The 26394-nt window shown below is 65.4% G+C and carries 26 protein-coding genes and 1 tRNA gene; 12 read left to right on the top strand and 15 right to left on the bottom strand.

The features are described from left to right. Positions 1 to 17 precede the first annotated feature (17 nt). Positions 18 to 1160: an ABC transporter substrate-binding protein gene (locus HV793_RS03545; protein ID WP_119450419.1), complete on the bottom strand. Its 1143-nt coding sequence runs from the start codon at positions 1158 to 1160 to the stop codon at positions 18 to 20. A 198-nt stretch (positions 1161 to 1358) separates the two neighbouring features. Between HV793_RS03545 and HV793_RS03540 the strand changes: the two genes are divergently transcribed. After that, complete coding sequence (locus HV793_RS03540) at positions 1359 to 2144, top strand: IclR family transcriptional regulator (RefSeq protein WP_119450418.1); 786 nt, start codon at positions 1359 to 1361, stop codon at positions 2142 to 2144. Here HV793_RS03540 and HV793_RS03535 read toward each other — a convergent pair. Next, complete coding sequence (locus HV793_RS03535; RefSeq protein WP_244958583.1) at positions 2141 to 3712, bottom strand: GGDEF domain-containing protein; 1572 nt, start codon at positions 3710 to 3712, stop codon at positions 2141 to 2143. The genes HV793_RS03540 and HV793_RS03535 overlap by 4 nt on opposite strands. A 123-nt stretch (positions 3713 to 3835) precedes the next feature. After that, positions 3836 to 4750, bottom strand: a complete 915-nt coding sequence (locus tag HV793_RS03530) for a LysR family transcriptional regulator (protein WP_175212679.1) — start codon at positions 4748 to 4750, stop codon at positions 3836 to 3838. 142 nt (positions 4751 to 4892) lie between these two features. On the opposite strand from HV793_RS03530, the gene HV793_RS03525 reads away from it, so the two are divergent. Together HV793_RS03525 and HV793_RS03520 are read left to right on the top strand one after the other, a co-directional pair. Then, a complete protein-coding gene (locus tag HV793_RS03525) occupies positions 4893 to 5912 on the top strand; it encodes a Bug family tripartite tricarboxylate transporter substrate binding protein (RefSeq protein WP_082400824.1) in 1020 nt (339 codons plus the stop codon). 66 nt (positions 5913 to 5978) lie between these two features. Beyond that, positions 5979 to 7583: a gamma-glutamyltransferase family protein gene (locus HV793_RS03520; RefSeq protein ID WP_217481753.1), complete on the top strand. Its 1605-nt coding sequence runs from the start codon at positions 5979 to 5981 to the stop codon at positions 7581 to 7583. A gap of 160 nt (positions 7584 to 7743) precedes the next feature. On the opposite strand, the gene HV793_RS03515 is transcribed toward HV793_RS03520, so the two are convergent. Further along, complete coding sequence (locus HV793_RS03515; RefSeq protein ID WP_119450413.1) at positions 7744 to 8430, bottom strand: LytR/AlgR family response regulator transcription factor; 687 nt, start codon at positions 8428 to 8430, stop codon at positions 7744 to 7746. A gap of 113 nt (positions 8431 to 8543) precedes the next feature. Between HV793_RS03515 and HV793_RS03510 the strand changes: the two genes are divergently transcribed. Next, positions 8544 to 9623 carry a sensor histidine kinase gene (locus HV793_RS03510; protein ID WP_175212678.1) on the top strand — a complete coding sequence of 360 codons (1080 nt, stop codon included), beginning with the start codon at positions 8544 to 8546 and terminating at the stop codon, positions 9621 to 9623. Positions 9624 to 9633: 10 nt separating this feature from the next. Here HV793_RS03510 and HV793_RS03505 read toward each other — a convergent pair whose 3' ends face one another. From HV793_RS03505 to HV793_RS03480, 6 genes are read right to left on the bottom strand one after another with little or no spacing between them, the layout of a single operon-like run. Further along, complete coding sequence (locus tag HV793_RS03505; protein ID WP_054452136.1) at positions 9634 to 10053, bottom strand: Lrp/AsnC family transcriptional regulator; 420 nt, start codon at positions 10051 to 10053, stop codon at positions 9634 to 9636. 14 nt (positions 10054 to 10067) lie between these two features. Beyond that, positions 10068 to 10808: a maleate cis-trans isomerase family protein gene (locus HV793_RS03500; RefSeq protein WP_175212677.1), complete on the bottom strand. Its 741-nt coding sequence runs from the start codon at positions 10806 to 10808 to the stop codon at positions 10068 to 10070. Then, positions 10805 to 11608 (bottom strand): ABC transporter ATP-binding protein, encoded by an 804-nt coding sequence (locus HV793_RS03495; RefSeq protein WP_119450411.1) that lies wholly within the window; start codon positions 11606 to 11608, stop codon positions 10805 to 10807. Before HV793_RS03495 ends, HV793_RS03500 begins: the two co-directional genes overlap by 4 nt. A 2-nt stretch (positions 11609 to 11610) precedes the next feature. After that, entirely contained in the window at positions 11611 to 12588 is a 978-nt protein-coding gene (locus HV793_RS03490) for an ABC transporter substrate-binding protein (protein WP_054452133.1), read from the bottom strand. Positions 12589 to 12611: 23 nt separating this feature from the next. After that, complete coding sequence (locus HV793_RS03485; protein ID WP_082400822.1) at positions 12612 to 13382, bottom strand: ABC transporter permease; 771 nt, start codon at positions 13380 to 13382, stop codon at positions 12612 to 12614. Positions 13383 to 13421: 39 nt separating this feature from the next. Beyond that, positions 13422 to 14582: a M24 family metallopeptidase gene (locus HV793_RS03480; protein ID WP_175212676.1), complete on the bottom strand. Its 1161-nt coding sequence runs from the start codon at positions 14580 to 14582 to the stop codon at positions 13422 to 13424. A gap of 110 nt (positions 14583 to 14692) precedes the next feature. On the opposite strand from HV793_RS03480, the gene HV793_RS03475 reads away from it, so the two are divergent. Then, entirely contained in the window at positions 14693 to 15577 is an 885-nt protein-coding gene (locus HV793_RS03475) for a LysR family transcriptional regulator (RefSeq protein WP_158598560.1), read from the top strand. Between the two features lie 26 nt (positions 15578 to 15603). On the opposite strand, the gene HV793_RS03470 is transcribed toward HV793_RS03475, so the two are convergent. Beyond that, positions 15604 to 15678 (bottom strand) — tRNA-Cys (locus HV793_RS03470). An 82-nt stretch (positions 15679 to 15760) separates the two neighbouring features. Between HV793_RS03470 and HV793_RS03465 the strand changes: the two genes are divergently transcribed. Continuing rightward, positions 15761 to 18025 carry an Orn/Lys/Arg family decarboxylase gene (locus HV793_RS03465; protein ID WP_175212675.1) on the top strand — a complete coding sequence of 755 codons (2265 nt, stop codon included), beginning with the start codon at positions 15761 to 15763 and terminating at the stop codon, positions 18023 to 18025. A 95-nt stretch (positions 18026 to 18120) separates the two neighbouring features. Then, on the top strand, positions 18121 to 19416 hold the full coding sequence (gene ptsJ, locus HV793_RS03460) for a MocR-like B6 salvage transcription factor PtsJ (protein WP_175212674.1): 1296 nt from the start codon (positions 18121 to 18123) through the stop codon (positions 19414 to 19416). 12 nt (positions 19417 to 19428) lie between these two features. On the opposite strand, the gene asd is transcribed toward ptsJ, so the two are convergent. After that, complete coding sequence (asd, locus tag HV793_RS03455; protein WP_175212673.1) at positions 19429 to 20274, bottom strand: archaetidylserine decarboxylase; 846 nt, start codon at positions 20272 to 20274, stop codon at positions 19429 to 19431. Between the two features lie 121 nt (positions 20275 to 20395). Between asd and hisC the strand changes: the two genes are divergently transcribed. Further along, entirely contained in the window at positions 20396 to 21478 is a 1083-nt protein-coding gene (hisC, locus tag HV793_RS03450; protein ID WP_054452126.1) for a histidinol-phosphate transaminase, read from the top strand. Between the two features lie 23 nt (positions 21479 to 21501). Here the strand turns inward: hisC and HV793_RS03445 are convergent, their stop codons facing one another. Beyond that, positions 21502 to 22074 carry a redoxin domain-containing protein gene (locus tag HV793_RS03445; protein ID WP_125472261.1) on the bottom strand — a complete coding sequence of 191 codons (573 nt, stop codon included), beginning with the start codon at positions 22072 to 22074 and terminating at the stop codon, positions 21502 to 21504. Between the two features lie 61 nt (positions 22075 to 22135). Next, on the bottom strand, positions 22136 to 22681 hold the full coding sequence (locus HV793_RS03440) for a carboxymuconolactone decarboxylase family protein (RefSeq protein WP_175159855.1): 546 nt from the start codon (positions 22679 to 22681) through the stop codon (positions 22136 to 22138). A gap of 122 nt (positions 22682 to 22803) precedes the next feature. Here HV793_RS03440 and HV793_RS03435 point away from each other — a divergent pair, with 122 nt between their 5' ends. From HV793_RS03435 to HV793_RS03420, 4 genes are all read left to right on the top strand, one after another. After that, positions 22804 to 23670 carry an AraC family transcriptional regulator gene (locus tag HV793_RS03435; RefSeq protein WP_054452123.1) on the top strand — a complete coding sequence of 289 codons (867 nt, stop codon included), beginning with the start codon at positions 22804 to 22806 and terminating at the stop codon, positions 23668 to 23670. A gap of 107 nt (positions 23671 to 23777) precedes the next feature. Next, positions 23778 to 24620 carry a YggS family pyridoxal phosphate-dependent enzyme gene (locus HV793_RS03430; RefSeq protein ID WP_119450405.1) on the top strand — a complete coding sequence of 281 codons (843 nt, stop codon included), beginning with the start codon at positions 23778 to 23780 and terminating at the stop codon, positions 24618 to 24620. 5 nt (positions 24621 to 24625) lie between these two features. Beyond that, positions 24626 to 24898 (top strand): cytoplasmic protein, encoded by a 273-nt coding sequence (locus HV793_RS03425; protein WP_175212672.1) that lies wholly within the window; start codon positions 24626 to 24628, stop codon positions 24896 to 24898. Between the two features lie 11 nt (positions 24899 to 24909). Then, positions 24910 to 25605, top strand: coding sequence for a glutamine amidotransferase (locus tag HV793_RS03420; protein WP_175212671.1), 696 nt, complete (start codon positions 24910 to 24912; stop codon positions 25603 to 25605). 12 nt (positions 25606 to 25617) lie between these two features. On the opposite strand, the gene HV793_RS03415 is transcribed toward HV793_RS03420, so the two are convergent. Next, positions 25618 to 26361, bottom strand: a complete 744-nt coding sequence (locus HV793_RS03415; RefSeq protein ID WP_125472257.1) for a GntR family transcriptional regulator — start codon at positions 26359 to 26361, stop codon at positions 25618 to 25620. Positions 26362 to 26394: the final 33 nt, after the last annotated feature.

Genomic DNA, 26394 nt, shown 5'->3' with positions numbered 1-26394 from the left:
TGTGGCGCCGGCCATGCTCAGTCGACCTTGATGGTGCTGATGAACTGCATGTCCTTGCTTCCCTTGGCGAACTTCACGATCGCGACATCGTGCACGCCGTTGCCTTTGGCATCGAAGCTGTAGACGTGCGAAACGCCCTGATAACCCTTCAGGTCCTTGAGATAGGCCTGGAGCTTTTGCGGTTCGGCGCCGACGGCGTTGATGGCCTGGGCCATCAGCATCGCGCCGTCGTAGTACGCGGCGCCATAGGGATCGGCGTCCATGGAGAAGCGTTGCTTGAAGCGTTCCGCGTAGTTCTTGCCCTTGTCGGTCGCGGGCAGATAGGTGTCGATCACGCCCCAGACGTTGTCCAGATCGGCTGGCGACAACAGTTGCATGGCGGCCGGGACAAAGGCAGCCGACGAGGCCACCACGGGCTGCTTCAGACCCAGCATCTTGATCTGGCGCAGCACCATCGCGCCGTCCTGCGGGTAGACGAAGGCGAGGATGACGTCGGCGCCCTTGTTCTTCAGGCTGAGAATCTGCGCCGACATGTCCTTGTCGTTCTGGCCATAGGCTTCCGTGCCGACGGGGGTGATGCCCTGATCCTTCAGGAAGGCCGCCGCGGCATTGGCGCCGCCCTGGCCGAAATCATTCTGGATGTAGAGGATGCCGGGCTTGGACAGCTTGAGCTCATCCTTGACGAAGCGCGCCATGGCGACGGCCGCCGTGCTGTCCTGCGGGCGGATGCGGAACAGCCAAGGATTGCGCAGATCCGCGACGGCATCGGCGCCGCCGGCGTACATCGCAGGAATGCCGGCCTTCGCCACTTCCGGCGCGACGGCCATGTTCTGGGTGCTGTAGCTGGTGAGAAAGGTGAAGGCGGGCTTGTTCTCCTGCGCCAGCTTCACGTAGGCATTGACGGCCGTGCCGTTGGACGCCTGGGCGTCCTCGAACACGAACTTGACCGGCTTGCCTTGCAGGCCGCCCGCCTTGTTGATGTCGTCCTCGGCCAGCTTGAGGGAATTGAAGTACTGCTTGCCGGTCAGCGACAAGGGGCCGGTGAGGGGCACGGTGGCGCCTACCACCACGTTCTGGGCGTAGGCCGCGTTGGCAAGGCTTGCCAGGGCGACGGCCGGTAGAACGCGGCGGGCAAGGGTGAGGATGTTCTTGAAAGACATGATGCTGCGCTCCTGTAACGATCAACGTTGAAGGCGGGGCGGCTTTCCCCAGGGTTTTGATGGTTTTCTTGTCGTTCCGAAAATCGGTACAACGTTCCTTTTTTCGGTATAATAAAAAACAGCCGGCAAGGACAGCAAGACCGGGTTTTCCCGGCATGGGCGTTCGGCCGCCCTACAATGCGCGTCCAAGGAACGCCTATGAGCCAAGATTCCAAACTCCCCCCCCTAGAGCGCTACACCCGCATCCTCGAACTGCTCGCCTCCTTTCCCGACGGCCTGGCCCTCACGGAAATCGCGCGCATGCTGGCTTTACCCAAGACCAGCGCGCATCGACTGCTGGGCACCATGCAGGACTCACAACTGGTGGATCTGGCCGCAAGCACCTATGTGCTGGGTGCGCGGGTGAAGCGGCTGGCATACGCCAGCGCAGATACGGAGTGGATAGGCGCGGTGGTGCGCCCGCACCTGGCCGACCTGGCGGCCGAGACCGATGAAACCTGCTACCTGGCGAAGCTGCACAGCGGTCACCAGGTGTCATCCGTGCTGATGGAAGCGCCCGATACACCCTGGCGCGGATTCGTATTGCCCGGCAAGGGCATGGCGCCGCATGCGGCCGCATCGGCCAAAGCCATTCTTGCGTTTCAAGCGCCCAAGGTCATCGATGCCGCGCTGGCGGAACCGCTACCGCGCTTGACCGCGCATACCTGCGTGGATAGCCGCCGCATCAGAGACGAGTACGCCCAGGTCCGTCAGCAGGGCTACGCGACCTGCATCGGCGAAATCGATGAGGGCCTGGCGGCGTTGGGCGTGCCGGTGCATCTGCCGCATCTGGGCGTGATCTACAGCCTTGGCGTTACGGGACCTTTGCAGCGCCTGAAGTCGAAGAACCTCGAGGCGTTGGCGGCCATCATGCAGCGCTACGCAGAAAGGGTCGCGCATGCTTTGGCCGCGGGGTATACGCGGCGTCCTGCGGACGAAGGCTAGGCCTGCGGACTCCCCGCCGACCAGACCTCCACCCGATCACGTCCCGCATTCTTCGCCCGGTACAAGGCCTCATCCGCCTTCGCCATGACCTTGTCGATGTCGGCATCATCCGACGGCCACAGCGCGATGCCGATGGACACCGTGACACGCCCCACCGCTTGCGGCATGGCATGGCTTGCCGTCGCAGCCCGGATGCGTCCGGCGACCATCTCCGCCGTGTCACGCGAGGCGTTGGGCATCACGATCAGGAACTCTTCGCCGCCGACGCGGCACGGCGCGTCTTCCCCTCGCACACAGGTCTTGAGGATGGCGGCCAGCGCGATCAGCACCTGATCGCCGGCCGCGTGCCCGTAGGTGTCGTTCACGCGCTTGAAGTGGTCCAGGTCCAGCGCGAGCGCCGCGAAAGGCTGCTGGGTCTGGCGCAGGGTGGCGATCTGCAGCGCCAGGCCCCTGCGGTTGAAGAGGCCCGTCATCGGATCGGTGATGGTGTCCGTGTTCAGCTTGTCGAGCCGCCGGGTTTGGGAGCTCTGGCTCATCGTCACGGCGTTCCGCAGGCGGGCAGCTTCGTAGTACCAGCCCTTGACCCTGTCCAGATCTCCAGCGGATGCGCCGGGCTGGTCCCGTTCGATGATCTGCGCCAGTTCCTCCAACGGCCGCGAGATCCAGCGGCCCAACAGATAGATGACCAGGAACATGATCAGCCCCACCGGCAAAGCGTAGAGCACGATCCTGTCGGTCAGGCTCCGCAGCGGGCGCAGCGTTTCGTCCAGCGGGCGTTGCGCCACGACGCCCCATCCGCCGTTCTTGAGCGCGGCGTAGCCGGCCAGGAGGTGCGCGCCGCGGGTGTTGACCACGGGCATCGCACCCGTCTCGCCGCGCAGCACGGCTTCGACCACGGCGTTGCTTCTTTCGCTGGTGCCGATGCGATCCTTGTCCTTGTGGTAAATGATGGTGCCGTTGCCGTCGACGACATACAGGTAGGATCCGTCGCGGTAGAAGTGCTCGCCTACCAGTTTGTCGAACTCGTTGCCTTGCCGAAGGTGGATGGCCGTGAGAATCGTGCCGGCATAGTTGCCCTTGGCATCACGAAAAGGCTCGGAAAACGCCAGTATCAGCTGGCCCTCCATACCCACGTAGGGGGTCGATATCTGGCCCTTCAGATGTTGGGCGCCCGTCGCCAATTGTTGGCGCACCAGCGTCCTGCCTTCGAAGCCCGCGTCGGCGGGAGCGGTGGCGAGGATGGTGCCGCTACTGTCGGCGATGGCGGCCGTCATGACGCCGTCGCTCTGATGGACGAGGCGCGCGAGTTCGTCTTCCATGGCGGGTTTCGAACCCAGCAGGCCAGGCGCTCGCTCGGCTGACAGGAGCAATTGCCGCTGTATGGATTCGATGTAGATGTCGGTGACTTCCGCCAGCTTGACCGCATAGGCCCGGTTGGCCTCGAGGGTGTTGGCAATCAACTGCTCGCGCTGCACCAGGTAGGCCGCGTACAGGGTGTTGACGAAGGCGATGATTCCGCTCGCGAGCGCCAGCACGGTGACAAGGCGGCGCAGTTTCAGTCTGGGCATCGCGGCAGTGGTCAATGCGGAGCTCCTTCAATCATTCACTCTGACCATTGAATCGGGGCCTTCCGCGCCTGGCCGAGCCTGCGCGCGTGTAGAACTTCAGTTTTGCGGCAAGCCTGCGCCAAGTCAAGAATCGTGTGAACGGGCGCCTGTGGATAGCGCTTCGATCAGGTGCTCGATGAAAGCGGCCGTCGCTTCGGGCAACCTGGCGTGGCTGGCGGTCTGCACTTGCAGCGTGCGTTCGGCGAAGACGGCTTGCTGCAAGGACACGGCCACCAGCGCGCCGCTGCGCAGCGGTTCGGCGAGCGTGATCTCGCCGGCCAGCGTGACGGCATGGCCGGCCTCGACGATGGCGCGAATGACCGATGACGAGTTGCTCGAATAGGCGATGTCGAAAGGCGGCCCGTCGCCGCCCGCCGCCGAGCTGTCGAACAACAGGCGCACGGTGGTGCCCGAGTCGGTCAGCGCGATCGGGTAGCGGCGCAGGTCGTCCAAGGACACGCTGGCGCGTTTGGCGAGAGGATGGTCCGGGACCATGATGGCGCGAACGGGCGAGACGATTTCGTAGCGCACGGCGATGCCGTTGCCCGCGTTCAGGCTGAAGGCCAGGCCCACGTCGATGCTGTTGTCGCGCAGGCGCTGCGTCACGACGCCGGGCGAGCCGATGTGCACCTGGAACGCTACATCGGGATGCAGGGCGCGGTACGCGCCCAGGATGGGCGGCAGCACGTTGCGCGCCACGGCTTCGTTGGAGCCTATGCGGATGGTCGTCAGCTCCGCATGACGCAGGCTGCGGATATCGCGCAGCACGTGTTCGGCATCCATGGCGACGCGGCGCGCATAGTCGGCCAGCATTTCGCCGGCCCGGGTCAGCTCCATGCCATGCGGGCGCCGTTCAAACAGGGCCGCGCCGCAGTCATCCTCCAGTTTGGCGATCTGCCGGCTAATGGCGGAGGGCGCTACGTGGAGGCTCGTGGCCGCGTCCTTGATGCTGCCTGCGCGTACGACCTCGAGGAAATAGCGGTGCGCGGTGCTGAGCATGTCGTGATTCTCAAAATAGCAATTGGCATGCTAATTATTGATATTGATTGCCGCAAAAGCAATTCATAGAATGGGCCGACCAGGGCCGCCAGGATACAAGGGCAACAGACCCGCCTACGGCGCTTCAACCAAGGGGAATCGCATGGCTAGTGTTGTATGTAAATCGGGCCGCGCCGCCGCGCGCCCGCAGGGACTCGGCATTCTGAAGCGCGCCTTTGCCGCGCTGGCATTGTCGGCGGCTACCGGCGCGGGGGCGGCTGATTTTCCGCAGCGTTCGCTTCAGCTTATCCTGTCGTTTCCACCGGGCGGAGCGACGGACGTGCTCGCTCGCGAGCTCAGCCAGAAGCTGGGCGACACGCTGGGCCAGTCGGTGGTGGTGTTGAACCGCCCCGGCGCTGGCGGCTTGATCGGCATGCAGGCGGCTGCGCGCTCCGAAGCCGACGGCTACACGCTGTACATCTCGTCGGTGATGTCCAACTCCATTTACGAAGCGCTCAATGGCAAGCAGCAGGTGTCGCTGGACGGCGACTTCGATGCGGTGGGCGCGATCGCCAGCGCCCCGCACATCCTGGTCACCCCCGCGACGCTGGGCATCAAGGACTATGCCAGCCTGGTGGCCTATCTGAAGGCAGCGCCGGGCAAGTACAACTACGCGTCGATGGGCGCGGGCACCCTGTCCAACCTGGAGGGCGAGATCTTCAAGGAGCAGGCGGGCGTGGACGCATTGCAGATCCCGTACAAGGGCAGCAGCCAGGCCTTGCCCGAAGTCATCTCGGGCGCGTCGGTCTTCATGTTCGACAGCGTGACCAGCTCGCTGCCGCATAAACAGGGCGGCCGCATCGACGTGCTGGGCGTGGCCTCGGCCAAGCGTCTGCCGGTCATGCCTGACGTACCCACGCTCAAGGAGCTGGGCGTGCAGGGCCTGGAGGCGGAGAACCTGTTCGCGTTGATGGCGCCCAAGGGAACGCCCAAGGACCGCCTGGACATCGTGGCCCGCGCGCTGGCCAAGGCGCAGGGCGACGCGGGATTCCGCAAGGCCATCGAGGCGCAGGGCTTCCAGATCAGCGAGATTCCGGCTCAGACCCTGCCCAAGTTCATCCTGGACCAGCAGGCGTTCTGGCGCGACAAGGTCAAGGCCCTGAACATTACTGCGGGCAAATAGCGGCCGTCCCGGCTTTCTTGCTGGCCGCCCGCGGGCGGCCAGCCCCTAACTTCCGACCCGACTCCCATGCCCATTCCGAACGATCCCTTCTGGCAGCTTCCTTATGCATCGCAACGCATGCCCCTGCTTGCGGACAACGTGGTCAGCACGTCGCAGCCACTGGCCAGCGCTGCCGGCCTGCAGATGTACGCGCGGGGCGGCAACGCGATCGACGCGGCACTCGCCACTGCCATTGCGCTGACCGTCGTGGAGCCATGCATGAACGGGATCGGCGGCGACATGTTCGCCATCGTCTGGCATGGCGGGCGCCTGCATGGGCTGAATGCGTCGGGGCGCGCGCCGGCCGCCTGGGAAACGGCCAGGTTCGCGCATCTGGATGGCATGGACCCGATAGGCTGGGGCAGCGTGACGGTACCCGGTGTCGTGTCGGGTTGGCGCGCGATCTGGGAGAAATTCGGTTCGCTGCCGTTCGAGGACTTGTTCGAGCCCGCCATACGCTATGCGCGGGACGGCTATCTGGTTTCGCCCACGGTGCATCGCCAGTGGCAGAAGCAGGTGCCGCGCCTGAGCGGGCAGCCGGGCTTTGCCGAGTCCTTTGCGCCCGGGGGCCGCGCGCCCTTGCCCGGCGAGCGCTTCTCCAGTCCTGGCCAGGCCGCCACGCTGGAGAGCATCGCCCGCAGCAAGGGCGAGAGCTTCTACCGCGGCGAGCTGGCCGCGGCGATAGCCGCCCACGCGCGCAACACGGGCGGCTATATCACCGAGGCCGACATGGCGGGCCATGCGGCTGACTGGGTGGAGCCGATAGGCATGCGCTACCGCGACCTGGAGCTCTACGAGATTGGTCCCAATGGCCAGGGCATCGGCGCATTGATGGCCTTGGGCATGCTGGAACGTTTCGACCTGGCGGGTTGCGGGCGCGACAGCGGCCGCGCGCTGCATCTGCAGATCGAGGCCATGCGCCTGGCGTTCGCGGACCTGTACGAACATGTGGGCGATCCGGCCCACATGCAGGTGTCGAGCGCGCAGTTGCTGGAACCCGCCTATCTGGCGGAACGGGCAAAGCTCATCGATCCGGATCGCGCGGGCGAACCCCGGGCCGGCAATCCGCACAGCGGCGGGACGGTGTATCTGACCGCGGCAGACCGGCACGGCACCATGGTGTCGTTCATCCAATCCAACTTCAAGGGATTCGGTTCCGGCGTGGTGGTGCCGGGAACGGGCATCGCCATGCAGAACCGGGGCTGGGGCTTTTCAACGAAGGCCGGGCATCCCAATGTGGTGGCGCCAGGCAAGCGGCCGTTCCACACCATCATTCCAGGCTTCCTGATGAAGGGCGGGCAGCCTTTGATGAGCTTTGGCGTCATGGGCGGCTCCATGCAGGCGCAGGGCCATCTTCAAGTGATGAGCCGGCTGGCCGACTTCGGCCAGAATCCCCAGGCAGCGAGCGACGCGCCACGCTGGCGCATCAAGGATGACAACGTGGGCGTGGCGGTGGAGTGGAACGTCCCGCCGGATGCTGTCGAGCACCTGCGCGCATGCGGTCACAAGGTCGATGTGGCGCCGCGCTTTGATCTGGAGTTCGGCAGTGCGCAGATGGCCTACCGGCTGGAGCAGGGAGGCTATCTGGCGGCGTCGGATCATCGCAAGGACGGCTACCCCATAGGCTATTGACGCCGTCTTCCTGGGGCATGTTTGGTCGAGGAAAATCCCCGTTTCGTCGAAAACTGCGTGATGTCTCGTGGCCGGCCGATGACAATCGGCACATTTCCGGCCCGAACCGATGCGGCAACGGTCCTATCCCGACGCTGGCCACAATGGCCGACCCGTCGCGTCAGCGCTGCGCCACCGCGCGCCGCAGGCGCTGCGACGCGACCCGTCCCAGCACCACGGGCGCAACGCCGTTGTTGAACGCGACCTCGGTCTGCGCGCCGGGCAGCTGCGACAGGTGGGAGACATGTTCCAGATTCATGATGACCGACCGCGACAAGGCGCAGAAGGGCGGACTGGGCAGCTGGGCCGCCAGGCGCTTGAAGGTGATGTGCATCAGCTCGTTGGCGTGCGCGGCGCTGCAAAGCATCACGTAGTCGCCTTGCGCCTGCGCCATGGTCAGTTCATGGATCTTGATGATCTTGGTGCCGTTGCGCGTTCGCAGCGTCAGGTGGCCGCCAGCGCGCGGGCGCAGCCGCGCCAGCGCCTGTTCAAGCCGGCCCGGACGCACGGGCTTGAGCAGGTAGTCGACGGCCTGTACGTCGAAGGCGCGGGCGGCGTAGTCGCTGTGCGCGGTGACGAAGACGACGGCGGGTGGGACTTCCAGCTGGTCCAGCAGGTCGAAACCCGTGGCGGCAGTGAGTTCGATGTCCAGGAACAGGGCATCCGGACGATGCTCGCGGATCAGCGTTCGCGCCAATTCCAGGCTGTCGGCTTCGCCCGCGACATGGACGTCGGGCGAGGCTTCGAGCAGCCGGCGCAGGTAGCGCCGCGCCGGGGCTTCATCGTCGATGACAAGCACACGCAGCATTTTCCTCCCTGGCGCCATGGTGTGGCGGGTATAGTCGTCCGGTCTGGCACGCGGGTAAATATAAGGCCTATGCAGTTTCCAGAGAACCCTTTGCCCGTCCGGGGGGCGCATCCATGAAGTTCGCATCGATCGGCCAGGGTTTGAGTCCAGGGGAGTCCTCGCTTGGCTTCTGGCGGGCGCAGACGCTGGGATGGCTCTTTCTCGCGATCGTGGGCTTCTTCATCCGGTTGGCGGTGTTCGGCAATGCCACCGCAGCCTTCTGGCTTACCGTGGCGCTGGAACCCCTGGCATTCGTCCTGACCAGCGGGGCGGCCGTGCTGCATGGCCGCCGTGCGGGCAAAGGCGATCCGCCCTTGCTGGTGCTGGTCTGCGCGGTGTTGTTCTGCCTGACCGCCTCGGCCTTGCTGGCGTCGATCGCCTATGGCATCCACAGCCTGTTTCTGCCTGGCGCAATCCGCGTGCTGCCGGGCAACCAGTACCGGCTGGGCTTTCTCTACTACATGGGCATGCTCTCGATCTGGACGCTGATCTATTTCGGCGTCTCGGCCGAGCTGAACGCACGCAGCGAGCGCCTGTCCAAGATGAAGGCGGAGACGCGCTCCTTGAGACTGGAGCTTGAGCATCTGCAGCTGCAGATCGAGCCGCACTTCCTGTTCAACTCGCTGAACACCATCGTGGCCGAGATCGCCGATCGGCCTGCCATCGCAGAGGAAATGACGCGCAGCCTGGCCGAGTACCTGCGCTATTCGCTGGACCGGCGCGGACGAGGCTTGTCCAGGCTGGAGGAGGAGATCGAGGCCGCCGAAGCCTATGTGCGCATCCAGGCGCTGCGCTTTGACAAGCGGCTTGAATTGCGCAGCCAGATCGATCCGGCCACGCTACGGATCAGTGTTCCGCGCATGACGCTGCAGGGACTGGTGGAAAACGCGATCAAGCACGGCATGCGTTCGGAACACGCGCATTTCCCGATCAGCATATGCACGCGTTTGCAGGGCGATGAACTGCTCATCGAAGTGGACAATCCCGGCCGGCTGCACGCGCCCTTCGATCTGGCCAGCGGCGGGGGCGGACTAGGGAATCTGTGCAGGCGGTTGACGCTGAGGTATCCGGACAGGCATCAGTTCGTGCTGGAGCAGCGCGGGGAAAGAACCGTCGCGCAGATAAGGCTGCGGGGCGAGCCGCTGCCGGCCTAGCGCGCCGGTTTCAGCGGTACGTCGCGAGCAGGATGCTGGTTTCGGTGGCCGCGATGCCCTTGATCAGGCGCACGCGTTCCAGCACCTTGGACAGATCTGCAGTGGAATCTGCGCGTATTTCGGCCAGCAAGTCCCAACGGCCGTTGGTGTCGTGCAGCTGCTCGACGCTCGGCTCGCCCAGCAGGCTGGCCAGCACGGCGCGCGTCTGGTTGCCGTCGACGGTGATGCCCATCCAGGCGCGCAGGCCGTCCTGGTCGGAGTCAGGGCGCAGCTTGAGCGTATACCCGGCGATGAGCCCGTCCTCCTCCAGCTTGCGCAGGCGGTTGGAGACCGTGCCGCGCGACACGCCGGCCTTGCTGGCCAAAACGGAAAGCGGCGTGCGCGCGTCGCGCCGCAGAATGCCGATCAGTCGGGTATCGATTTCATCCATGACGGGTCCGGATTTCAATATTCCCGGAACAGCCGGCCATAGCCGTCCATCCGGTCGTGGATCCCCGCCAGCCGCAGGCAATGCCACATGCTGGCCTGATTGCTGCCGATCACGGGCTTGCCCAGCCTGTCCTCCAGACGTCCGAGGATGGCGGTGGAGCGCAGCGCGCCGCAGCTGATGAAGACGGCATCGGCATCGGGCCGGTCCACGGCACAGGCGAATTCGTACAGATAGTCGGCCGAGACCCGGTTCATGGTTTCGTCGTCGGGCAGGGCCAGGCCCTGCAGCGAGACGACTTCGTGGCCGATGCTTTCGAAGTAAGCGCGCTCCAGTTCGTTGACGGCATCGTCATAGGCGGTGGCAACCGCCAGGCGGCGCGCGCCGACCGCGTCCAGCGCCTGCGTGACGCCGTCCAGCAGCGTGGCCACGGCCGCGCCGGGGCGGGCCTGCGCGAGCAGCGCTCGTACCTTGTCGTTGCCGATCACGAAGCTGCCCGCGGTGCAGTTGTAGCAGACCACGTCGATATCGCGACGCCCTGGCGCCAGGCCGTCCAGGGCCTGAAGCAGTCCGCTCTCCATGCCGGCCAGGCTTTGCACGGTGCAGGTCGTTGCCATGGGCACGCGGGCAAAGCTCAGGCCCACGCCGTCGGGAGCCATGGCGTGCATTTCGCCCTCGGTCAGGCCGGCATTTGCCACGCACAGGAAAGCCAGGCGGGCCCGGGGGTAGGGGCCGGCGTCGTAGCGGACGGGATTCATTCCGTCATCCCCGCGGCGTCGAAGCACTCGCGTATGACCGTGGCCGCCTTGACGAAGTTTGGGTGCCCGACCATGGCGTAGTTGCGCGGACGCGGCAGATCGATGTCGACGGTCAGCGCCACGCGGCCCGGCCGCTTGCTCATCACCACCACGCGGTCGGACAGGAACACCGCTTCGGAGATGCTGTGGGTAATGAACATGACGGTCTTCTTGCTTTCCAGCCATACCCGTTGCAGCTCCAGGTTCATGGCTTCGCGCGTCATCGCGTCCAGGGCGCCGAAGGGTTCGTCCATCAGCAGGATGTCGGGGTCGTGGATCAGCGCGCGGCACAGCGCCACGCGTTGCTGCATGCCGCCGGACAATTGGTGCGGCAGGCATTTTTCAAAACCTTCCAGTCCGCTCAGCTTGATCAGTTCTCGCAGCCGGGCCTCATGACGCGCCGCGGGCAGTTTGCGCATCTCCAGCTGCAGCGAGATGTTCCCGACGACGTCGCGCCATGGCAGGAGCGCCGCACGCTGGAACACGATCCCCACGTTGGCGCCCGGCTCGGTCACGCGCTCGCCAAGCACGCGGATCTCGCCGGCGGTGGGCGGCGTCAGGCCGGCGACCGCCCGCATCAAGGTGCTCTTGCCGCAGCCGGAGGGGCCGAGCACGGAGAGGAACTGGCCTTCGGGTATGGCAAGGTCGATGCCGTCGACCGCGACATAGGAGCCAAAGCGCTGGACCATGCCGCGGATGTCGATCGCGGTATCGGGCGCGCCCGCTGCGGGAGCGAGCGTCAAGGCTGCGTGCTGTGCCATATCTAGTCCCTGTTGTAGTCGTTGGTGTAGAGCGTGCTGGTCGGGACCGGGCTGGCGATCTGATTCGATTGCACGAACTGGTCGACCATGGCCTGCCAGTCCTTCTCCGCAGAGACGCCGAACGGCAATCCCTTGGTGTTGGGCGTGCCGGCGGCCTGCAGCGAAAGCTGCAGCTGGCGCACCAGTTGCTCGCGATTGCGCGCCTGTTCCGGACGTTGGCGCACCAGGGCGTCGACCGAGGCGGCCGGGTCGGCCAGGGCCGCCTCGTAGGCCTTGCGCGTGGCGCGCAGGAAGCGCCGAGCCGTTTCGGGATTGGCCTCCAGCCATTTGGTATTGGCCGCCAGCCCGCCTTCCAGCGCGTTGACGCCGAAGTCGGCATAGAAAAAGTAATGCACCTTTGCGCCCTGCGCTTCCAGCGGCGGGATATGGAAGTAGGTGACGCCCGTGATGGCGTCCGCGCGGCGTTGCAGGAACAGGGCGGTCTTGGTGCCCACGGCGGGCGCGATGACATTGATCTTCTTCTGGTCCACGCCGTTCAGGGCGGCCAGCACTGGGAACATCTGAGCCGTCGACTCGGATGCGCTCATGCCCAGCACCTTGCCTTCCAGGTCCTTGGGCGCGCGCACCGGAGCGTCCGCGTGGCTGATGATGACCATGGGAGAGCGTTGGTGCACGGCGAAGACGGCCTTCAGCGGCATGCCCGCGGCGACGCCCTTGAGCATGGTGCCGTAGTCCATGAAGCCGATGGGATCGATGCCCTGCGCCACCAGTTTCGCGGTGTTGCTGGAGCCGCTGCCTTCGCCGATGCTCAGGTCTATGCCTTCGGCCTTGTAGAGGCCTTTGTCTATGCCGTAGTACAGCGGCGCGTGCGTGCCGTAGATGCTGTAGTCCAGGCGCAGGCTCAGCTTCTCCTGCGCGCCGGCCGCGCCTGCGGCCAGCAGGCAAGCCAGGGTCCAGCCAAGTCGAGTTGTGAATTTCATGATGGAGTCTCCGGAGGGCGGGGTCAGACAGAGGGCAGGGCGTCGCTGCGCACGCTGATGTGCCAGGGAATCAGGAATCGTTCGGAAAACTCGACCAGGTAGTAGAAGACCAGGCCGATGAGCATGAGCGCGACCAGCACCGCGAACAGCAACGTCGTGTCTAGGTTGGCGTTGGCGGACAGCAGCACGTAGCCCAGGCCGCTTTCGGCGCCCACCCATTCCCCCACCACCGCGCCGACCGTGGCGAAAGCAATGGCGACCTTCAGGCCGGAGAAGATCTGCGGCAACGCATACGGCAGCCGGATGCGCAGAAAGGTCCGCAGGGCGCCCGCCCGCATCGAGCGGGCCAGGTCGTTGAGGTCCGCGTCCACGGAACGCATGCCCGCCACCGTGCTGACCACGATGGGGAAGAAGGCCACCGAGAATGCGATCAGGATCTTGGGAAACAGGCCCAGGCCGAACCAGATGATGATGAGCGGCGCGACCGCTACCTTGGGAAACGCCTGCGACACCACCAGCAGCGGCATGATGGCGCGCTCCAGCGGACGCGACCACACCAGCAGGATGCCCAGCGGTATGCCGACGGCGATGCTCAGCAGGAAGCCGCCCAGCGTCTCGACGGACGTGACCCAGGAGTGATGTCCCAGGAACGCCGAGTCGGTCCACAGCCGTTCGAGCACGCTTAGCGGCGGCGGCAACAGGTAGGCTGGCAGGCCGAACAGCGGTATCGCGAAATGCCACAGAAGCAGCACTCCCATGACCGCGATGGTTGGATACATCCAGTTCTTCAACACGGCAATTCCCCTTGTATGTTGTTGGAGCCGGTCTTGTTGTCAGACGTCGATTTCGATCAGCTCGCGCGGATAGCGGGTGAGCACTTCGCAGCCGTCCTCGGAGACGGCCACGCTTTCGCTGGCCATGAAGCCGCCTTCGGGCATGAAGAGGGAAGGCACCAGGTGAAAGGTCATGCCGGGCTCAAGCACCGTGGGGTCGTCCGGACGCAGCGCGAGGAAGCGGCCCTCGGCCCAGTTGGGCGGAAAGCCGATGCCTATGCCGTAGGCCGTGCGGTGATCGAAGTAATGCCCCAGCCCGGCCCGCTCGAAGACCGCGCGGCAGGCCTGGTCCACCTGGGCGGAGGTGACGCCGGGGCGGATGGCGTCGATGGCGGCGTCCAGCGCGGCGATGACGGTGCCGGCCAGGAAGCGCTGCCGCTCGGTGGCGCGCCCGACCACGCAATTGCGCGAGATCATGGCGTGATAGCGGTTGATGTTGGCCGCGGCCTCCAGGAACACCAGGTCGCCCCGCTTGAGCTCCCGGCGCTGCCAGGTGGTGAAGCAGACGCCGCTGGCGCGCCCCACGGCCACCAGCGGCACGCGGGTGTACTCGCTGCCGGCCTTGGTGGCGCCGTGCAGCATGGCGGCGGCGAGATCGTTTTCGGTGGCGCCGACTGCGATCGCGCGCACTGCGGCGTCGATGCCGGCGACCGCCGCGTCCGCGGCCTGGCGCATGAAGCCCAGCTGCGCCGGGGTCTTGATCTTGCGCGCCTCTTCCATCGGGCCTTGCCAGTCGGCCAGCCGTGGGCCCAGGCGGGCTTGCAGCTGCTTGTAGGCGGCCACGCTGAGGTAGCCAGAAGCCGTTTCCAGGCCAATGCGGCCGCTGGGCAGGATGTCCTTCAGGTAGCTCGCCAATACATCGACCGGGTCGCTGATGTCATCGATGGCGACAAAGCGTGCGATGTTGCGGTTGCCGGTCGCCACGGCGTGGTTGACCTGGCGCGAGACCATGGCGATGCCGCCGTCGGGCGAGACCACCAGGCACTGGAAGGTGAAGTAGCCAATGGAACGGTAGCCGGTCAGCCAGTAGATATTCTCGGGGTCGAACAGGATGGCGGCTGACAGGCCCTGAGCCTGGATGTCCTGTGCCAGCAGCGAGAGGTTCGCGGCATAGGTTTCCGGGCCGAACGGCAATTCCATGGTTGCGTAGTTTTCCGACACGATGGGTCCTGGATGAAAGTCGAGCGTTCATCCTAGGAACAATCTGCATAACTGCCTAATACCAATAATTGCCATCCCTATAGCTAAATAGTTATAGTCGGCGCATGAACGTGAGAGAGATAGAAATCTTCAGGGCGGTGATGCGCGAAGGCTCGGTATCCCGGGCGGCGCAGGTGCTGCTGATTTCACAGCCTGCCGCCAGCAAGTACATCGCCCAGCTGGAGCGCCGCGTGGGCGTGGCGCTGTTCGTGCGCAAGGGAGGGCGTCTGCTGCCCACGCCCGAAGGCAGGGCGCTTTATGGCCAGGTCGACCGGCTGTTCTCCGGCCTTTCGCAACTGGATAGCTTCATCAAGGACCTGGGCAGCGAAAAGCAAGGCCACCTGACCGTGGCGTCCTTGCCCTTGCTGTCCTTGACCGTCATGCCGGACGTGCTGGCCAGTTTCATGGCGGACCGGCCCAACATCTCCGTGGCTTTGCAGACGCGCAGTTCGGCGCGCATCGTCGAATGGGTGGCGGCGCGCCAGGTGGATATGGGGGTGTGCTTCTACGGGGGGCAGCACCCGGGCGTGGTGGCCGAGCCACTGGTGAGCCTGCAGCTATATTGCGCCATTCCTCCCGGCGACCCGCTGGAAAAGTTCGACACCATCCGTGTGGAACAACTGGCCGGCCGCGACCTCATCATCTACGACAACCTGGACCACACCCGCTTCTGGCTGGAAGCGCTGCTGGAGCAGCAGAAGGTCTACGCGCGGCGTCGCGTGCAGGTGTTCTGGACCTCGGTGGCGATGGAACTGGTGATGCGCGGCGTGGGCATCGCGCTGGTAGACCGGCTGACCGCCGCGCGCATCCCGGGCGGGCTGGATCAGCTGCGGCCGCTGGAGCCGGGCGCCTCGTTCGATCTCAGCCTGGTATGGCCAGAGCATTGGCCGTCGTCGGTCATCGCGCTTTCATTCGCTGACGCGTTGCGCGAGCATCTGCGCGACCACGCAACCTAGCGCACCGCGCCCGCGGCCAGGAAAACTGGAGGCGCGGGCTGGAATCGAACCAACCTTCGCGGATTTGCAATCCTGCTGCATAGCCACTCTGCCACCGCACCGTTTATTTTGTCCTAGGACAGATATAATTATGTTCGAGTACAAACTAAAACGCAAGCGGCAACCCATAGACAGAGGACAGCAATGCAGTTCCAGTTTCCCATCGTCATCATCGACGAGGACTTCCGCTCGGAAAACACGTCCGGCCTGAGCATCCGGGTATTGGCCGAGGCCATCAAGGCCGAAGGCTTCGATGTGCTGGGAACGACCAGCTACGGCGATCTCAGCCTGTTCGCGCAGCAGCAAAGCCGAGCCAGCGCCTTTATCCTGTCCATCGACGACGAGGAACTCGCGCACGGCGAGGGCGTCGCGCCCGCGCTGCTGGCATTGCGGGAATTCATCAGTGAAGTTCGGCGGCGCAATGCCGACGTGCCGATCTATGTGTACGGCGAAACCAAGACCGCGCGGCACATTCCGAACGACATCCTGCGCGAACTCCAGGGTGTTATCCATATGTACGAGGACACGCCCGAATTCGTGGCGCGACACTTGATCCGCGAGGCCCGGGCCTATCTGGAGGGCGTCAAGCCGCCGTTCCTGAAGGCGTTGCTGGACTACGCCGAGGACGGATCCTATTCCTGGCACTGCCCGGGCCATTCGGGCGGCGTGGCGTTCCTGAAGAGTCCCGTGGGTCAGATGTTTCATCAGTTCTTTGGCGAGAACATGTTGCGCGCGGACGTCTGCAACGCTGTGGAGGAACTGGGGCAGCTGCTGGATCACAACGGCGCCATCGGCGCGAGCGAGCGCAACGCCGCGCGCATTTTCAATGCGGACCACTGCTATTTCGTGACGAACGGGACCAGTACCAGCAACAAGATCGTGTGGCACCACATGGTGGCGCCGGGCGATGTGGTGCTGGTGGACCGCAACTGCCACAAGTCCATCCTGCACAGCATCGTCATGACGGGAGCGATACCCGTCTTTCTACGCCCCACACGCAACCATTTCGGCATCATCGGCCCGATTCCGCGCAGCGAGTTCGATATCCAGGCCATCCGGGAGAAGATCCGCGCCCATCCGCTGCTCAAGCACCTGGACGCCGACGCGGTCCGCCCGCGGGTGATGGCGCTGACGCAGTCGACCTACGACGGCATCATCTACCAGACCGAGGAGATCAAGACGGCCCTGGACGGCTACGTGGACGCCTTGCACTTTGACGAGGCCTGGATGCCGCACGCGGTGTTCCACCCGTTCTACGGCGCCTACCACTGCATGGGCAAGCAGCGCGCGCGGCCCAGGGAATCGCTGGTTTTCTCCACGCAATCGACGCACAAGCTGCTGGCCGGAATCAGCCAGGCCAGCCACGTGCTGGCGCAAGACTCCATGACGCGGCGGCTGGACCGGCATCTCTTCAACGAAGCCTATCTGATGCACACCAGTACCAGTCCCCAGTACGCCATCATCGCCAGCTGCGACGTGGCCGCGGCCATGATGGAGCCGCCCGGCGGCACGGTGCTGGTGGAGGAGAGCATCGCCGAGGCCCTGGACTTCCGGCGCGCGATGAAGGAGGTCGGCACGCATTTCGCCGATGGCGACTGGTGGTTCAAGGTCTGGGGACCGGAGACGCTGGCGCCGGAGGGCATAGGCTCGCCCGAGGACTGGATCATCCGCGGCGGGGACGGCGAGTCGTCCTGGCACGGATTCGGGGCGCTGGCGGACGGTTTCAACATGCTGGATCCGATCAAGTCCACCATCGTGACGCCAGGGCTGGATCTGGACGGCAACTTCGCGGACAGCGGCATTCCGGCCTCCATCGTCACCAAGTTCCTGGCGGAGCATGGCGTGATCGTGGAGAAGACCGGGCTGTACAGCTTCTTCATCATGTTCACGATAGGGATCACCAAGGGCCGCTGGAGTTCGCTCTTGACCGCGTTGCAGCAGTTCAAGGACGACTACGAACGCAACCAGCCCATGTGGCGGATCCTGCCGGAGTTCTGCCGCAAGCATCCTCGCTACGAGAACATGGGCTTGCGCGACCTGTGCCAGCATGTCCATGCGACCTATGCCAGGCATGACATCGCCCGGCTGACCACGGACATGTACCTGACTGACGTCACCCCCGCGATGAAGCCCTGCGATGCCTATGCGTGCATCGCCCAACGCCGCACCGAGAGGGTGGAGATCGACCATCTGGAAGGCCGCGTCACCACCAGCCTGATCACGCCCTATCCCCCGGGCATACCGTTACTGGTCCCGGGCGAGGCGTTCAACCGGACCATCGTCGATTACCTGAAGTTCTCGCGCGAGCTGAACCGCGAGTGTCCCGGGTTCGGCACGGACATCCATGGCTTCGTGGAGCTGCGCGACGCGGACGGAAACCTGCGCTACTACGTGGATTGCGTGCGGTAAGCCCGCTTTATGCGGACTGGGAATCCATGTCAAACTTACGCCGGGAGTCGGCTCGGCCGCTGCCCATGCCAGGAACGGAATTGTCTTAGGACGCTATGAAAATACAAGGAAAGACCGCCGCTGAGATCTTCGATTGCGTGCGCGGGCTGGCTCAGTCGGGCCAGTTGCCGCCGGGCCAGGCGTTGCCGCCGGTGCGCGATCTGGCGGTCGAACTGGATATCAACCGCAATACGGTCGCCGCCGCCTATAAGCGCTTGGTGACGGCGGGCATTGCGCTGACCCAGGGGCGCCTGGGCACCATCATTCGCGACCAGTCCGGTCCGGGCGAACAGGAAGGCGCGCTATCGGATTCGCCCTTGGCCGACCTGGCCAGCGGCAATCCCAATCCGGCCTGGCTGCCGGACCTGAGCGCGGCCCTCGCGATCCGGCCCTATCAGCCGCGGCTCTACGGTGAACCCACGGTCAACGCGGGATTGGAAAGCTATGCCCGCGCCTGGTTCGCGCGGGACTGTCCGGCGCCTTTCGAGATCAACCTGACCCACGGCGCAGTGGACGCCATCGAACGGCTGCTCAGCTCGCACCTGGTGGCTGGGGATAAGGTGGCGGTCGAAAATCCCTGCTTCCTGAGCAGCATCAACATGCTGCGCATCGCCGGCCTGCAGGCGCTGGGCGTGCCGGTCGACGCCGAAGGCATGCAGGCGGCAGCCCTGGAAGCGGCGCTGGCCAAGGGCGCGCAGGCCGTGATCCTGACGCCGCGCGCCCACAACCCCACGGGCTGCAGCCTGAGCGAAAAGCGGGCGAAGGCGCTGGCGCGGGTGCTGGCCAAGTATCCCCATGCCATGGTCATCGTGGACGATCACTACGCCTTGCTGTCAGGAAAGGAATACCACTCGGTGCTGCCTTCGGGCATCCAGCGGTGGGCGCTGGTGCGCTCGTTCTCCAAGACGCTGGGCCCCGACGTGCGCCTGGCCATGGTGGCCAGCGATACCGCGACGTCGCGCCAGCTTCGTTTGCGGCTGGCTTCCGGCACCAGCTGGGTCAGCCATCTGTTGCAGGACATGGTCGAGGTCACGCTGGGCCGGCCCGAGGTGGCCAAGCAGATGGCCCAGGCCCGAAAGGACTACGCCCAGCGGCGCAAGGCCTTGGAAGGCGCCTTGTCCGAGCAAGGCGTGCCATACGCCGCGGACGGCGACGGCCTGAACCTGTGGGTACCGCTGGATACCGACGACCAGGCGGTCGCGCTGGCCCTGGCCCATCGCGGCTGGTTGGTGCGCCATGGAGATGCCTTCGGGGTCCAGGAGCCGGTCAGGGGCCTGCGCATCACCGTCTCTGCGATCGAACCCGGGCAGTGCCGCAAGCTGGCGCGGGATATCCGGGAAAGCATGGTCTAGCCACGGCCGGCGTCAACGCCGGTCGGCCATGGCTTGTCCCAATCTGACGGCGCGCCCTGTCTTCCAGCCGGGATGGAATCGCCAGGCGTTGCCCGGCATCAGCAATACCACGGTCGACCCCAACTGGAAATGTCCCATTTCGGCGCCTTGCGGCAAGCGCAAAGGGGCCTGGCCGCCGTAGTCCCATTGCTGGATACGCCGGCCCCGCGGCGCCACCTGGCCATGCCAGGCCGTGGCTATGCTGCCAACGATGGCGGCGCCTACCAGCACCATGGCGTAGACGCCATGGAGTGGATGCTCGAACCAGCAGACCAGCCGCTCATTGCGCGCCAGCAGGCCATCCATGTGCTGCACGATCTCCGGCCGGACGGAATACAGAGTCCCCGGCACATGGCGCATGCCCAGCAGGCGTCCCTCGCAGGGCATGTGCACCCGATGGTAATCGCGCGGACTGAGATAGATCGTGGTGAACCAGCCGCCTTCCAATGCGTGCGCCAGGTCTGCATCGGCCAGCAGCGCGGCCGCGCTGTATCGGCGCTGCTTGGCCTGGATCAATTGCCCCAGGCTGATGCGGCCGAACTGGCTGACGGTGCCGTCCGCGGGGCTGGTCCAGTCCGCATCGGCCAGCTTGCGGGCGCCAGGGCGCAGGGCGCGCGTGAAGAAGGCATTGAAACTGTCATAGGCCCTGGGGTCGGCGTGCAGGGCTTCGGCGAGATCGATGCCGTACCACTTGGCATAGCCGCGTATCAGCGGCTGGGCCACCCATGGCTGGCGGCATGCGGCCAGCCAGCCGGCGCAACGCGTCAGCCAGCGCTTGGACGCGATGCGTTGGACAAACAGGGAAAGAGAGGTCGACATGAAACTCGCGGCTGTGCGTAATGGCAGATATTGTCCTGAATCATAGTGTAGTATGGCATAGGACAAAATCCACAGTAAGAATCCCGTCGATCGCTTACCGAGAGGCCGCAGCCGCAACAACATGGTTTCCCTACATAGCCCGCGCGTTGAAACCCTGTCGCCCTATGTGCCTGGAGAGCAGGCTCCCGGCAATGGATGGATCAAGCTCAACACCAACGAGAATCCCTATCCGCCGTCCCCAGCCGCGATAGCAGCCATCGCCGCTGCGGCTGCTGACGGTCTGGAGCGTTATCCGGACCCGCAGGCCGGGCATTTGCGCGAGGTCATCGCGCAGTATCACGGGGTGCCGGTAGCGCAGGTCTTTGCTGGCAACGGCTCCGACGAAGTGCTGGCGCTGGCGTTCTGCGCGTTCTTCCAGCACGGCGTCCAACCCTTGCTGATGGCGGATGTGACCTACGGCTTTTATGAGGTGTATTGCCGCCTGTTCGGCATACGCTGCGCGCAGATCTCCGTGGACGAGCGCTTGAGGCTGGACCTGGACGGATTCGCGGCGCTGGGCGCCGCGGATGCGGGCATAGCCGGCATCGTGATCGCCAACCCGAACGCGCCCACGGGAGAGTGCCTGCCGCTGGACCGCGTGCAGCGGCTGCTGGAGATCCAGCCTCGCCGGCTGGTGCTGGTGGACGAGGCCTACGTGGACTTCGGCGGGCGCTCCGCCATTGCGTTGGTCGAGCAGTATCCGAACCTGCTGGTGGTCCAGACGCTATCGAAGTCCAGGGCGTTGGCCGGCCTGCGCGTGGGGTTTGCAATCGGGCAGACGTCGTTGATCGCCACGCTGGAGCGGGTGAAGAACAGCTTCAACTCCTATCCGCTCGGGCGACTGGCCCAGGCAGGCGCTGCAGCGGCCTTTCAGGACCGCGCCTATTTCGAGGAGACGCGGCAGGCCATCATCGGCACCCGTACCTTGCTCTGCGCGCATTTGCGCCTGATGGGCTTTGATGTCTTACCGTCACAGGCGAACTTCCTGTTTGTCCGTCATCCGCGCTTCGACGCGCGCTTGCTCGCCGCCGGCCTGCGAGACGCGAAAATACTGGTGCGCCATTTCGCGCGGCCACGCGTGGAGCAATACCTGCGCATTTCCGTGGGCACCGAGGAGCAGGCGGCCTGCCTGGTGCGCGCGCTGCGCGCCCTGGTTCAGCCATAGCGGCACGGGAGGGCCCGCGGCGTCTAGCGCGGACGCGGCGCGGGGCAGCTTAGCGCGTCGCACTCGTCGCGGGCGGGATCATCGGATGCGGCCGCGTGTGCCGCAGGAACATCGTTCTCCGCCAGCAGCCTCCCAATGGTTGCGCCCAGTGCCAGGTCGTCGATGCTGCCAAAGTGCTGCAGGCGCACGCGTCCCTGGCGGTCCAACAAGACCAGGCTGGGCGTGCCGCGCAAACCGTAGGCTTGCATGGTCATCGGGATGGCGCCCGTCGCCGCTGGCCGGTCTATGCCGATGGGAAAACTCCACCGGTACTCGTGATTGAAGGCCCGCAGCGCGGCGGGCCCCATGACGTCGTGGTGTTCGAACACGGTGTGCAGGCCGATGACCGCGACCTCCTGGCCGCGGAACAGTCTGTGCACGCGTTCGGCCTGCGGCAGCCCATGCGACAGGCACCCGGGGCATAGCATCTGGAACGCATGCAGCAGCACGACCTTGCCGCGCAGGGCAGCGAGTTCGATGGGACCGTCCGCATTCAGCCATTCGTCCGCCAGCAAGGGCGGGGGCAGTGCGTCGGCCAGGGTGTCTGATCGGGACATCTGAATGCTCCTCTGATGCGGCCGGCGGGGCGATGACGCCCCGCCGGCCGCTGTGGTCGTGCTATGCGGCGCGGCGCAGCTTCACGGCCGGGAAATCCACCGGCACGGCAAACGCCACGTTGACGTAGTTGGTGAACAGGTTGAGCGCGACGTGCGCCAGGATCTCGACGATCTCCTGGTCGCTGTAGCCAGCCGCGCGTACGGCCTGCACGTCGGCTTCGCTCACTTGCCCGCGCGCTTCCACCAGCTTGAGCGCAAAGCGCAGCGCCGCAGCTGTCTTGGGATCGGCGGCGTCGCCGCCTTGCGCGGCCGCCATTTCTTCGGCGCTGGCGCCTGCCTTGCGGCCCAGGGCCGTGTGGGCCGCAAGGCAGTATTCGCAAGCGTTGCGGTCGGCCACCGCCACCGCGATCTGTTCGCCCAGCTTGGCGGGAATGACCCCGCCGCCCAGCGCGCCGAAGGCGCCCCACATGCTCTGCAGCGCAGCCGGCGAATTGGCCACGGCCTTGAACATGTTCGGCGTTGCGCCAAAGGCGCCGTGGATCTGCGTGAGCAGCGCCTTGCGGTCCGCGCTGGCGCTGCTGGCATCGATAAGAGGAACTCGGGACATGTCGGTAACTCCTGGAAATGAAAAAAAGGCCGCCGATATCGAACGGGCTGGAGGAATCGTACGTAGAATGTCTGGACGTAAGGTGTTTTTTAATCCATAAAAATTGTCATTTCGTCCAAGATATGAGCAATCCTCTTCCCATTCAGGTTGACCGGCTGTCGGCGCTGCTGGACCGTTTCCGGGTGCGCGCCACGCTGTTCCACACGGGGGCGCTATGCGGCACCCAGGCTTTCGAAGCCGTGCCTGGGCGCGGCTTCCTGCACGTGTTGCGCCGGGGCGAAATGGAAGTGCGGCATCGCCCGGGCGAGACCGCCACGCCGCGCCTGCGCCTGGCCGAGCCGACCCTGCTGTTCTACCCGCGCGCCGTGCATCACGAATTCGTGAACCCGCCGCGGGACGGCTCGGATTTCACCTGCGCGGCGTTGGATTTCGATGGCGGCGAACGCAATCCCATCGTCCAGTCGCTGCCGTCCGTGGTGCGGATCCCGCTGGACGCGGTCGAAGGCTTGCGGCCGGCGCTGGACCTGCTGTTCGCCGAGGCGGATCAGGTGCGCTGCGGTTCACGCCTGTTGGCCGACCGCCTGTTCGAGGTGGTCTTGATCCAGCTGCTCAGGTGGATACTCGACCATCCGGAGGAAGTGGGTGTGACCAGCGGTCTGGTGATGGGCCTGTCCGATCCGCGTCTGGCCAGGGCGTTGGTGGCGCTGCACCGCTCGCCGTATGAAGACTGGTCGCTTGCCCGGATGGCGGCGATGGCGGGCATGTCGCGCAGCGCCTTTGCAGCGGCCTTCAAGGATGCTACCGGCGCCACGCCCGCGGCCTACCTGACCGATTGGCGCTTGAGCCTGGCGGCGTCCATGATGCGGTCCGGCCGCGCGGTCAAGCTGGTGGCGGCGGAGCTGGGATTTGCCAGCGCCTCGTCCTTGTCCAAAGCGTTCCGGCAGCGGATGGGTGTTTCGCCGCGCGAGTGGCTGGCGGCCAACGCGTAGCATCGGCCGCCTGCGCGACGGCGTGATAATATTGACCTATGACAAAACTTTAGACGGCATAAGCGTAATGGAAAGCGCCCGCCGTTGTTCCTCCGCGAGGTTCAGGCATGAGCGAGCAAGACCCAGGGCAAGACAAGGGCACCCAGACACAGCATGACCAGCATGGCCGCTGGCCGCAGGCGCAGTCGGTCGAAGACTTCCGCCACAACCTGGCCACGGTCAACGGACGCATCGCCGATGCCGCGCGCCGCGCCGGGCGCGATCCGGCCACGGTGCGCCTGCTGCCCGTGAGCAAGACGGTGGAGGAAGCGCGCATCCGGCTGGCCTACGAGGCTGGCTGCCGCTACCTGGGCGAGAACAAGCTGCAGGAAGTTTCGAGGAAATGGGAAGCCATGGCCGACCTGACCGATCTGCGATGGTCGGTCATCGGCCACCTGCAGACCAACAAGGCCAAGCTCGTGGCCCGCTATGCGGCCGAGTTCCAGGCGCTCGACAGCCTGCGGGTCGCTGAGGCGCTGGACCGCCGGCTGCAAGCGGAAGGGCGCCAGCTGGACGTTTTCGTGCAGGTCAACACCTCGGGCGAAGCCAGCAAGTATGGGCTGCAGCCGGACGAGACGGCGGCCTTTCTGCGCGAATTGCCCGCGTTTTCGGGACTGCGGGTGCGCGGTCTGATGACCCTGGCGCTGTTTTCGGCCGAAGCCGCGCGCGTGCGCGAGTGCTTCGTGCTGTTGCGCACGCTGCGCGACCAATTGCGCCAGGACGCGCCCGCGGGCATCGGCCTGGAAGATTTGTCCATGGGCATGTCGGGCGACTACGAGATCGCCATCGAGGAAGGGGCCACCGTGGTCCGCGTCGGTCAAGCCATCTTCGGCGCGCGCAACACGCCGGATTCCTACTACTGGCCGACCGACAACGGCGCGGAATCGCGCGCGTCCGGCTCTCAGGAGTAGCGCGCATGCCGGTGTACCGACTCATCATCAAGCGCGACGGCCGCCTGATCGGTCATTTCGAATCCACTGCGGCGTCCGCGCTGGCCGACAGCCGCGACATCGCGGCGCGCCTGCCGGCCAAGGACGGCTATCAGCTCAGCCTGCAGGTCGCCGAGGGCGAACGGCGCCTGCTGGAAAGCACGCCGCAAGGCATACGGTTGCTGGCATCGGAAAACCTGTTCGTCTCAACCCCCGAAGGCTTGCTGGGCGGGCTGGACCGCCATCCGAGCCCGCAATAGGAGTTCCTGGAATGAGCCTCAGCGCTTTGGCGATCCGCCACGTTCCCTTTGAAGACCTGGGCATATTGGCGCCGGTCTTGGCCGATCGCGGCTACAGCGTGCGATACCTGGAGGCCGGCGTCGACGCCATCGACGCCGCCACCGTGGCTAACGCCGACCTCGTCGTGATCCTGGGCGGCCCCATCGGCGTCTATGAAACCGGCCGCTATCCCTTCCTGGAGCCGGAGCTGCGCGCCATCGCGCAACGCCTGCGCCAGGACAAACCGACCCTGGGCATATGTCTGGGCGCGCAACTAATGGCGGCAGCGTTGGGCGCGGACGTGGTGTCCACCGGCCGCGCCGAGATCGGCTATGCGCCGTTGACCCTTACGCAACAAGGGCAGGATTCCGTGCTGAGCGCGGTCGAGTCGGTGCCTGTGCTGCATTGGCATGGGGACCAGTTCGCCATCCCCGAAGGCGCGGCGCGCCTGGCCGAAACGCCGGGCTTCCCGAACCAGGCGTTTGCGCTGGGACCCAGGATACTGGGCCTGCAGTTCCATCTGGAGGCGGATTCCGCACAGATCGAACGTTGGCTCATCGGCCATGCCTGCGAACTGAGCCTGCGCCAGATTGATCCCGCGGTGATCCGCGAGGACGCGCAACGCTACGGTCCACAGCTTGAGCGCTGCGCGCGCCAAGCGATGGAGCAATGGCTGGATCGGATCTGAGCCAGCAACGGACTACCGTGGTGGCTTGCGGCCTTCAGGACGCTTTTGCAGCCAGTCCACCACGAACTCCCCGGACTCATGGATATGCGCGCGCATGGCGGCGCGCGACGCCGCGGTGTCGCGCGCCGTCAGCGCTTCGACGACGGCCGCATGATGTTCGATGTTCTTCTTCATGCGGGCCTCGTACATGCCCAGCACGGTCATGTTGAGAATGTTCTTGGTGTAGTCCGTGTGCAGGTCCTTGATGATGCGCTCCAGCGACGGATTGCCCGCAGCGCGGAAGATCAGGGCATGAAACTCCTGGTTCTTGACGACCCAATGCCGCATGGGCGCGGCGGCCTGGCGCGGCGCGGCCGAGCCGCCCGCGTTGACCTCGGCGTAGAGCGCGGCGACCGCCTCGGCGCATTCGGCGTGCGCGGCCTGCAGTCTTTGCAGGTCGGCGTCGGAGATCCAGCGTGCCGCCAGTTCCGCCGCCATGCCTTCCAGCTCGCCGCGCAGCCAGTAGTTCGCGCCTATGTCCTTGAGGGTCGGCGCCACCACCGTGGCGCCGTAGCGCGGCTGCTGCACGATCAGGCCCTTGGTCTCCAGCTGCCGGAACGCTTCGCGCACCGGCGTGCGGCTGACGTCGTATTCTTCGGCCAGGGTCTCCTGCCGCAGCTTCTGTCCGGGCGCATATGCGCCATTGAAGATCTTGGCGGAGATCGACTCCACCAGATGCTGCACCAGCTCTTCCGCGGCGGGATAAATGCGATCCATGGCCCGACTCCCCTGTTCTTGACGGCTGCAGCG

The sequence above is a fragment of the Achromobacter aegrifaciens genome (assembly GCF_902859965.1).
Taxonomy (GTDB): Bacteria; Pseudomonadota; Gammaproteobacteria; order Burkholderiales; family Burkholderiaceae_B; genus Achromobacter; species Achromobacter aegrifaciens.
The sequence above is the reverse complement of the archived record's forward strand: the minus strand, read 5'-3'. Positions and strand labels throughout refer to the sequence as shown.

Coding starts and splice junctions, on each gene's coding strand:
- HV793_RS03545 (WP_119450419.1), bottom strand. CDS start 1,160: ATGTCTTTCAAGAACATCCTCACCCTTGCCCGCCGCGTTCTACCGGCC.
- HV793_RS03540 (WP_119450418.1), top strand. CDS start 1,359: ATGAGCCAAGATTCCAAACTCCCCCCCCTAGAGCGCTACACCCGCATC.
- HV793_RS03535 (WP_244958583.1), bottom strand. CDS start 3,712: ATGCCCAGACTGAAACTGCGCCGCCTTGTCACCGTGCTGGCGCTCGCG.
- HV793_RS03530 (WP_175212679.1), bottom strand. CDS start 4,750: ATGCTCAGCACCGCGCACCGCTATTTCCTCGAGGTCGTACGCGCAGGC.
- HV793_RS03525 (WP_082400824.1), top strand. CDS start 4,893: ATGGCTAGTGTTGTATGTAAATCGGGCCGCGCCGCCGCGCGCCCGCAG.
- HV793_RS03520 (WP_217481753.1), top strand. CDS start 5,979: ATGCCCATTCCGAACGATCCCTTCTGGCAGCTTCCTTATGCATCGCAA.
- HV793_RS03515 (WP_119450413.1), bottom strand. CDS start 8,430: ATGCTGCGTGTGCTTGTCATCGACGATGAAGCCCCGGCGCGGCGCTAC.
- HV793_RS03510 (WP_175212678.1), top strand. CDS start 8,544: ATGAAGTTCGCATCGATCGGCCAGGGTTTGAGTCCAGGGGAGTCCTCG.
- HV793_RS03505 (WP_054452136.1), bottom strand. CDS start 10,053: ATGGATGAAATCGATACCCGACTGATCGGCATTCTGCGGCGCGACGCG.
- HV793_RS03500 (WP_175212677.1), bottom strand. CDS start 10,808: ATGAATCCCGTCCGCTACGACGCCGGCCCCTACCCCCGGGCCCGCCTG.
- HV793_RS03495 (WP_119450411.1), bottom strand. CDS start 11,608: ATGGCACAGCACGCAGCCTTGACGCTCGCTCCCGCAGCGGGCGCGCCC.
- HV793_RS03490 (WP_054452133.1), bottom strand. CDS start 12,588: ATGAAATTCACAACTCGACTTGGCTGGACCCTGGCTTGCCTGCTGGCC.
- HV793_RS03465 (WP_175212675.1), top strand. CDS start 15,761: ATGCAGTTCCAGTTTCCCATCGTCATCATCGACGAGGACTTCCGCTCG.
- ptsJ (WP_175212674.1), top strand. CDS start 18,121: ATGAAAATACAAGGAAAGACCGCCGCTGAGATCTTCGATTGCGTGCGC.
- asd (WP_175212673.1), bottom strand. CDS start 20,274: ATGTCGACCTCTCTTTCCCTGTTTGTCCAACGCATCGCGTCCAAGCGC.
- hisC (WP_054452126.1), top strand. CDS start 20,396: ATGGTTTCCCTACATAGCCCGCGCGTTGAAACCCTGTCGCCCTATGTG.
- HV793_RS03445 (WP_125472261.1), bottom strand. CDS start 22,074: ATGTCCCGATCAGACACCCTGGCCGACGCACTGCCCCCGCCCTTGCTG.
- HV793_RS03440 (WP_175159855.1), bottom strand. CDS start 22,681: ATGTCCCGAGTTCCTCTTATCGATGCCAGCAGCGCCAGCGCGGACCGC.
- HV793_RS03435 (WP_054452123.1), top strand. CDS start 22,804: ATGAGCAATCCTCTTCCCATTCAGGTTGACCGGCTGTCGGCGCTGCTG.
- HV793_RS03430 (WP_119450405.1), top strand. CDS start 23,778: ATGAGCGAGCAAGACCCAGGGCAAGACAAGGGCACCCAGACACAGCAT.
- HV793_RS03425 (WP_175212672.1), top strand. CDS start 24,626: ATGCCGGTGTACCGACTCATCATCAAGCGCGACGGCCGCCTGATCGGT.
- HV793_RS03420 (WP_175212671.1), top strand. CDS start 24,910: ATGAGCCTCAGCGCTTTGGCGATCCGCCACGTTCCCTTTGAAGACCTG.
- HV793_RS03415 (WP_125472257.1), bottom strand. CDS start 26,361: ATGGATCGCATTTATCCCGCCGCGGAAGAGCTGGTGCAGCATCTGGTG.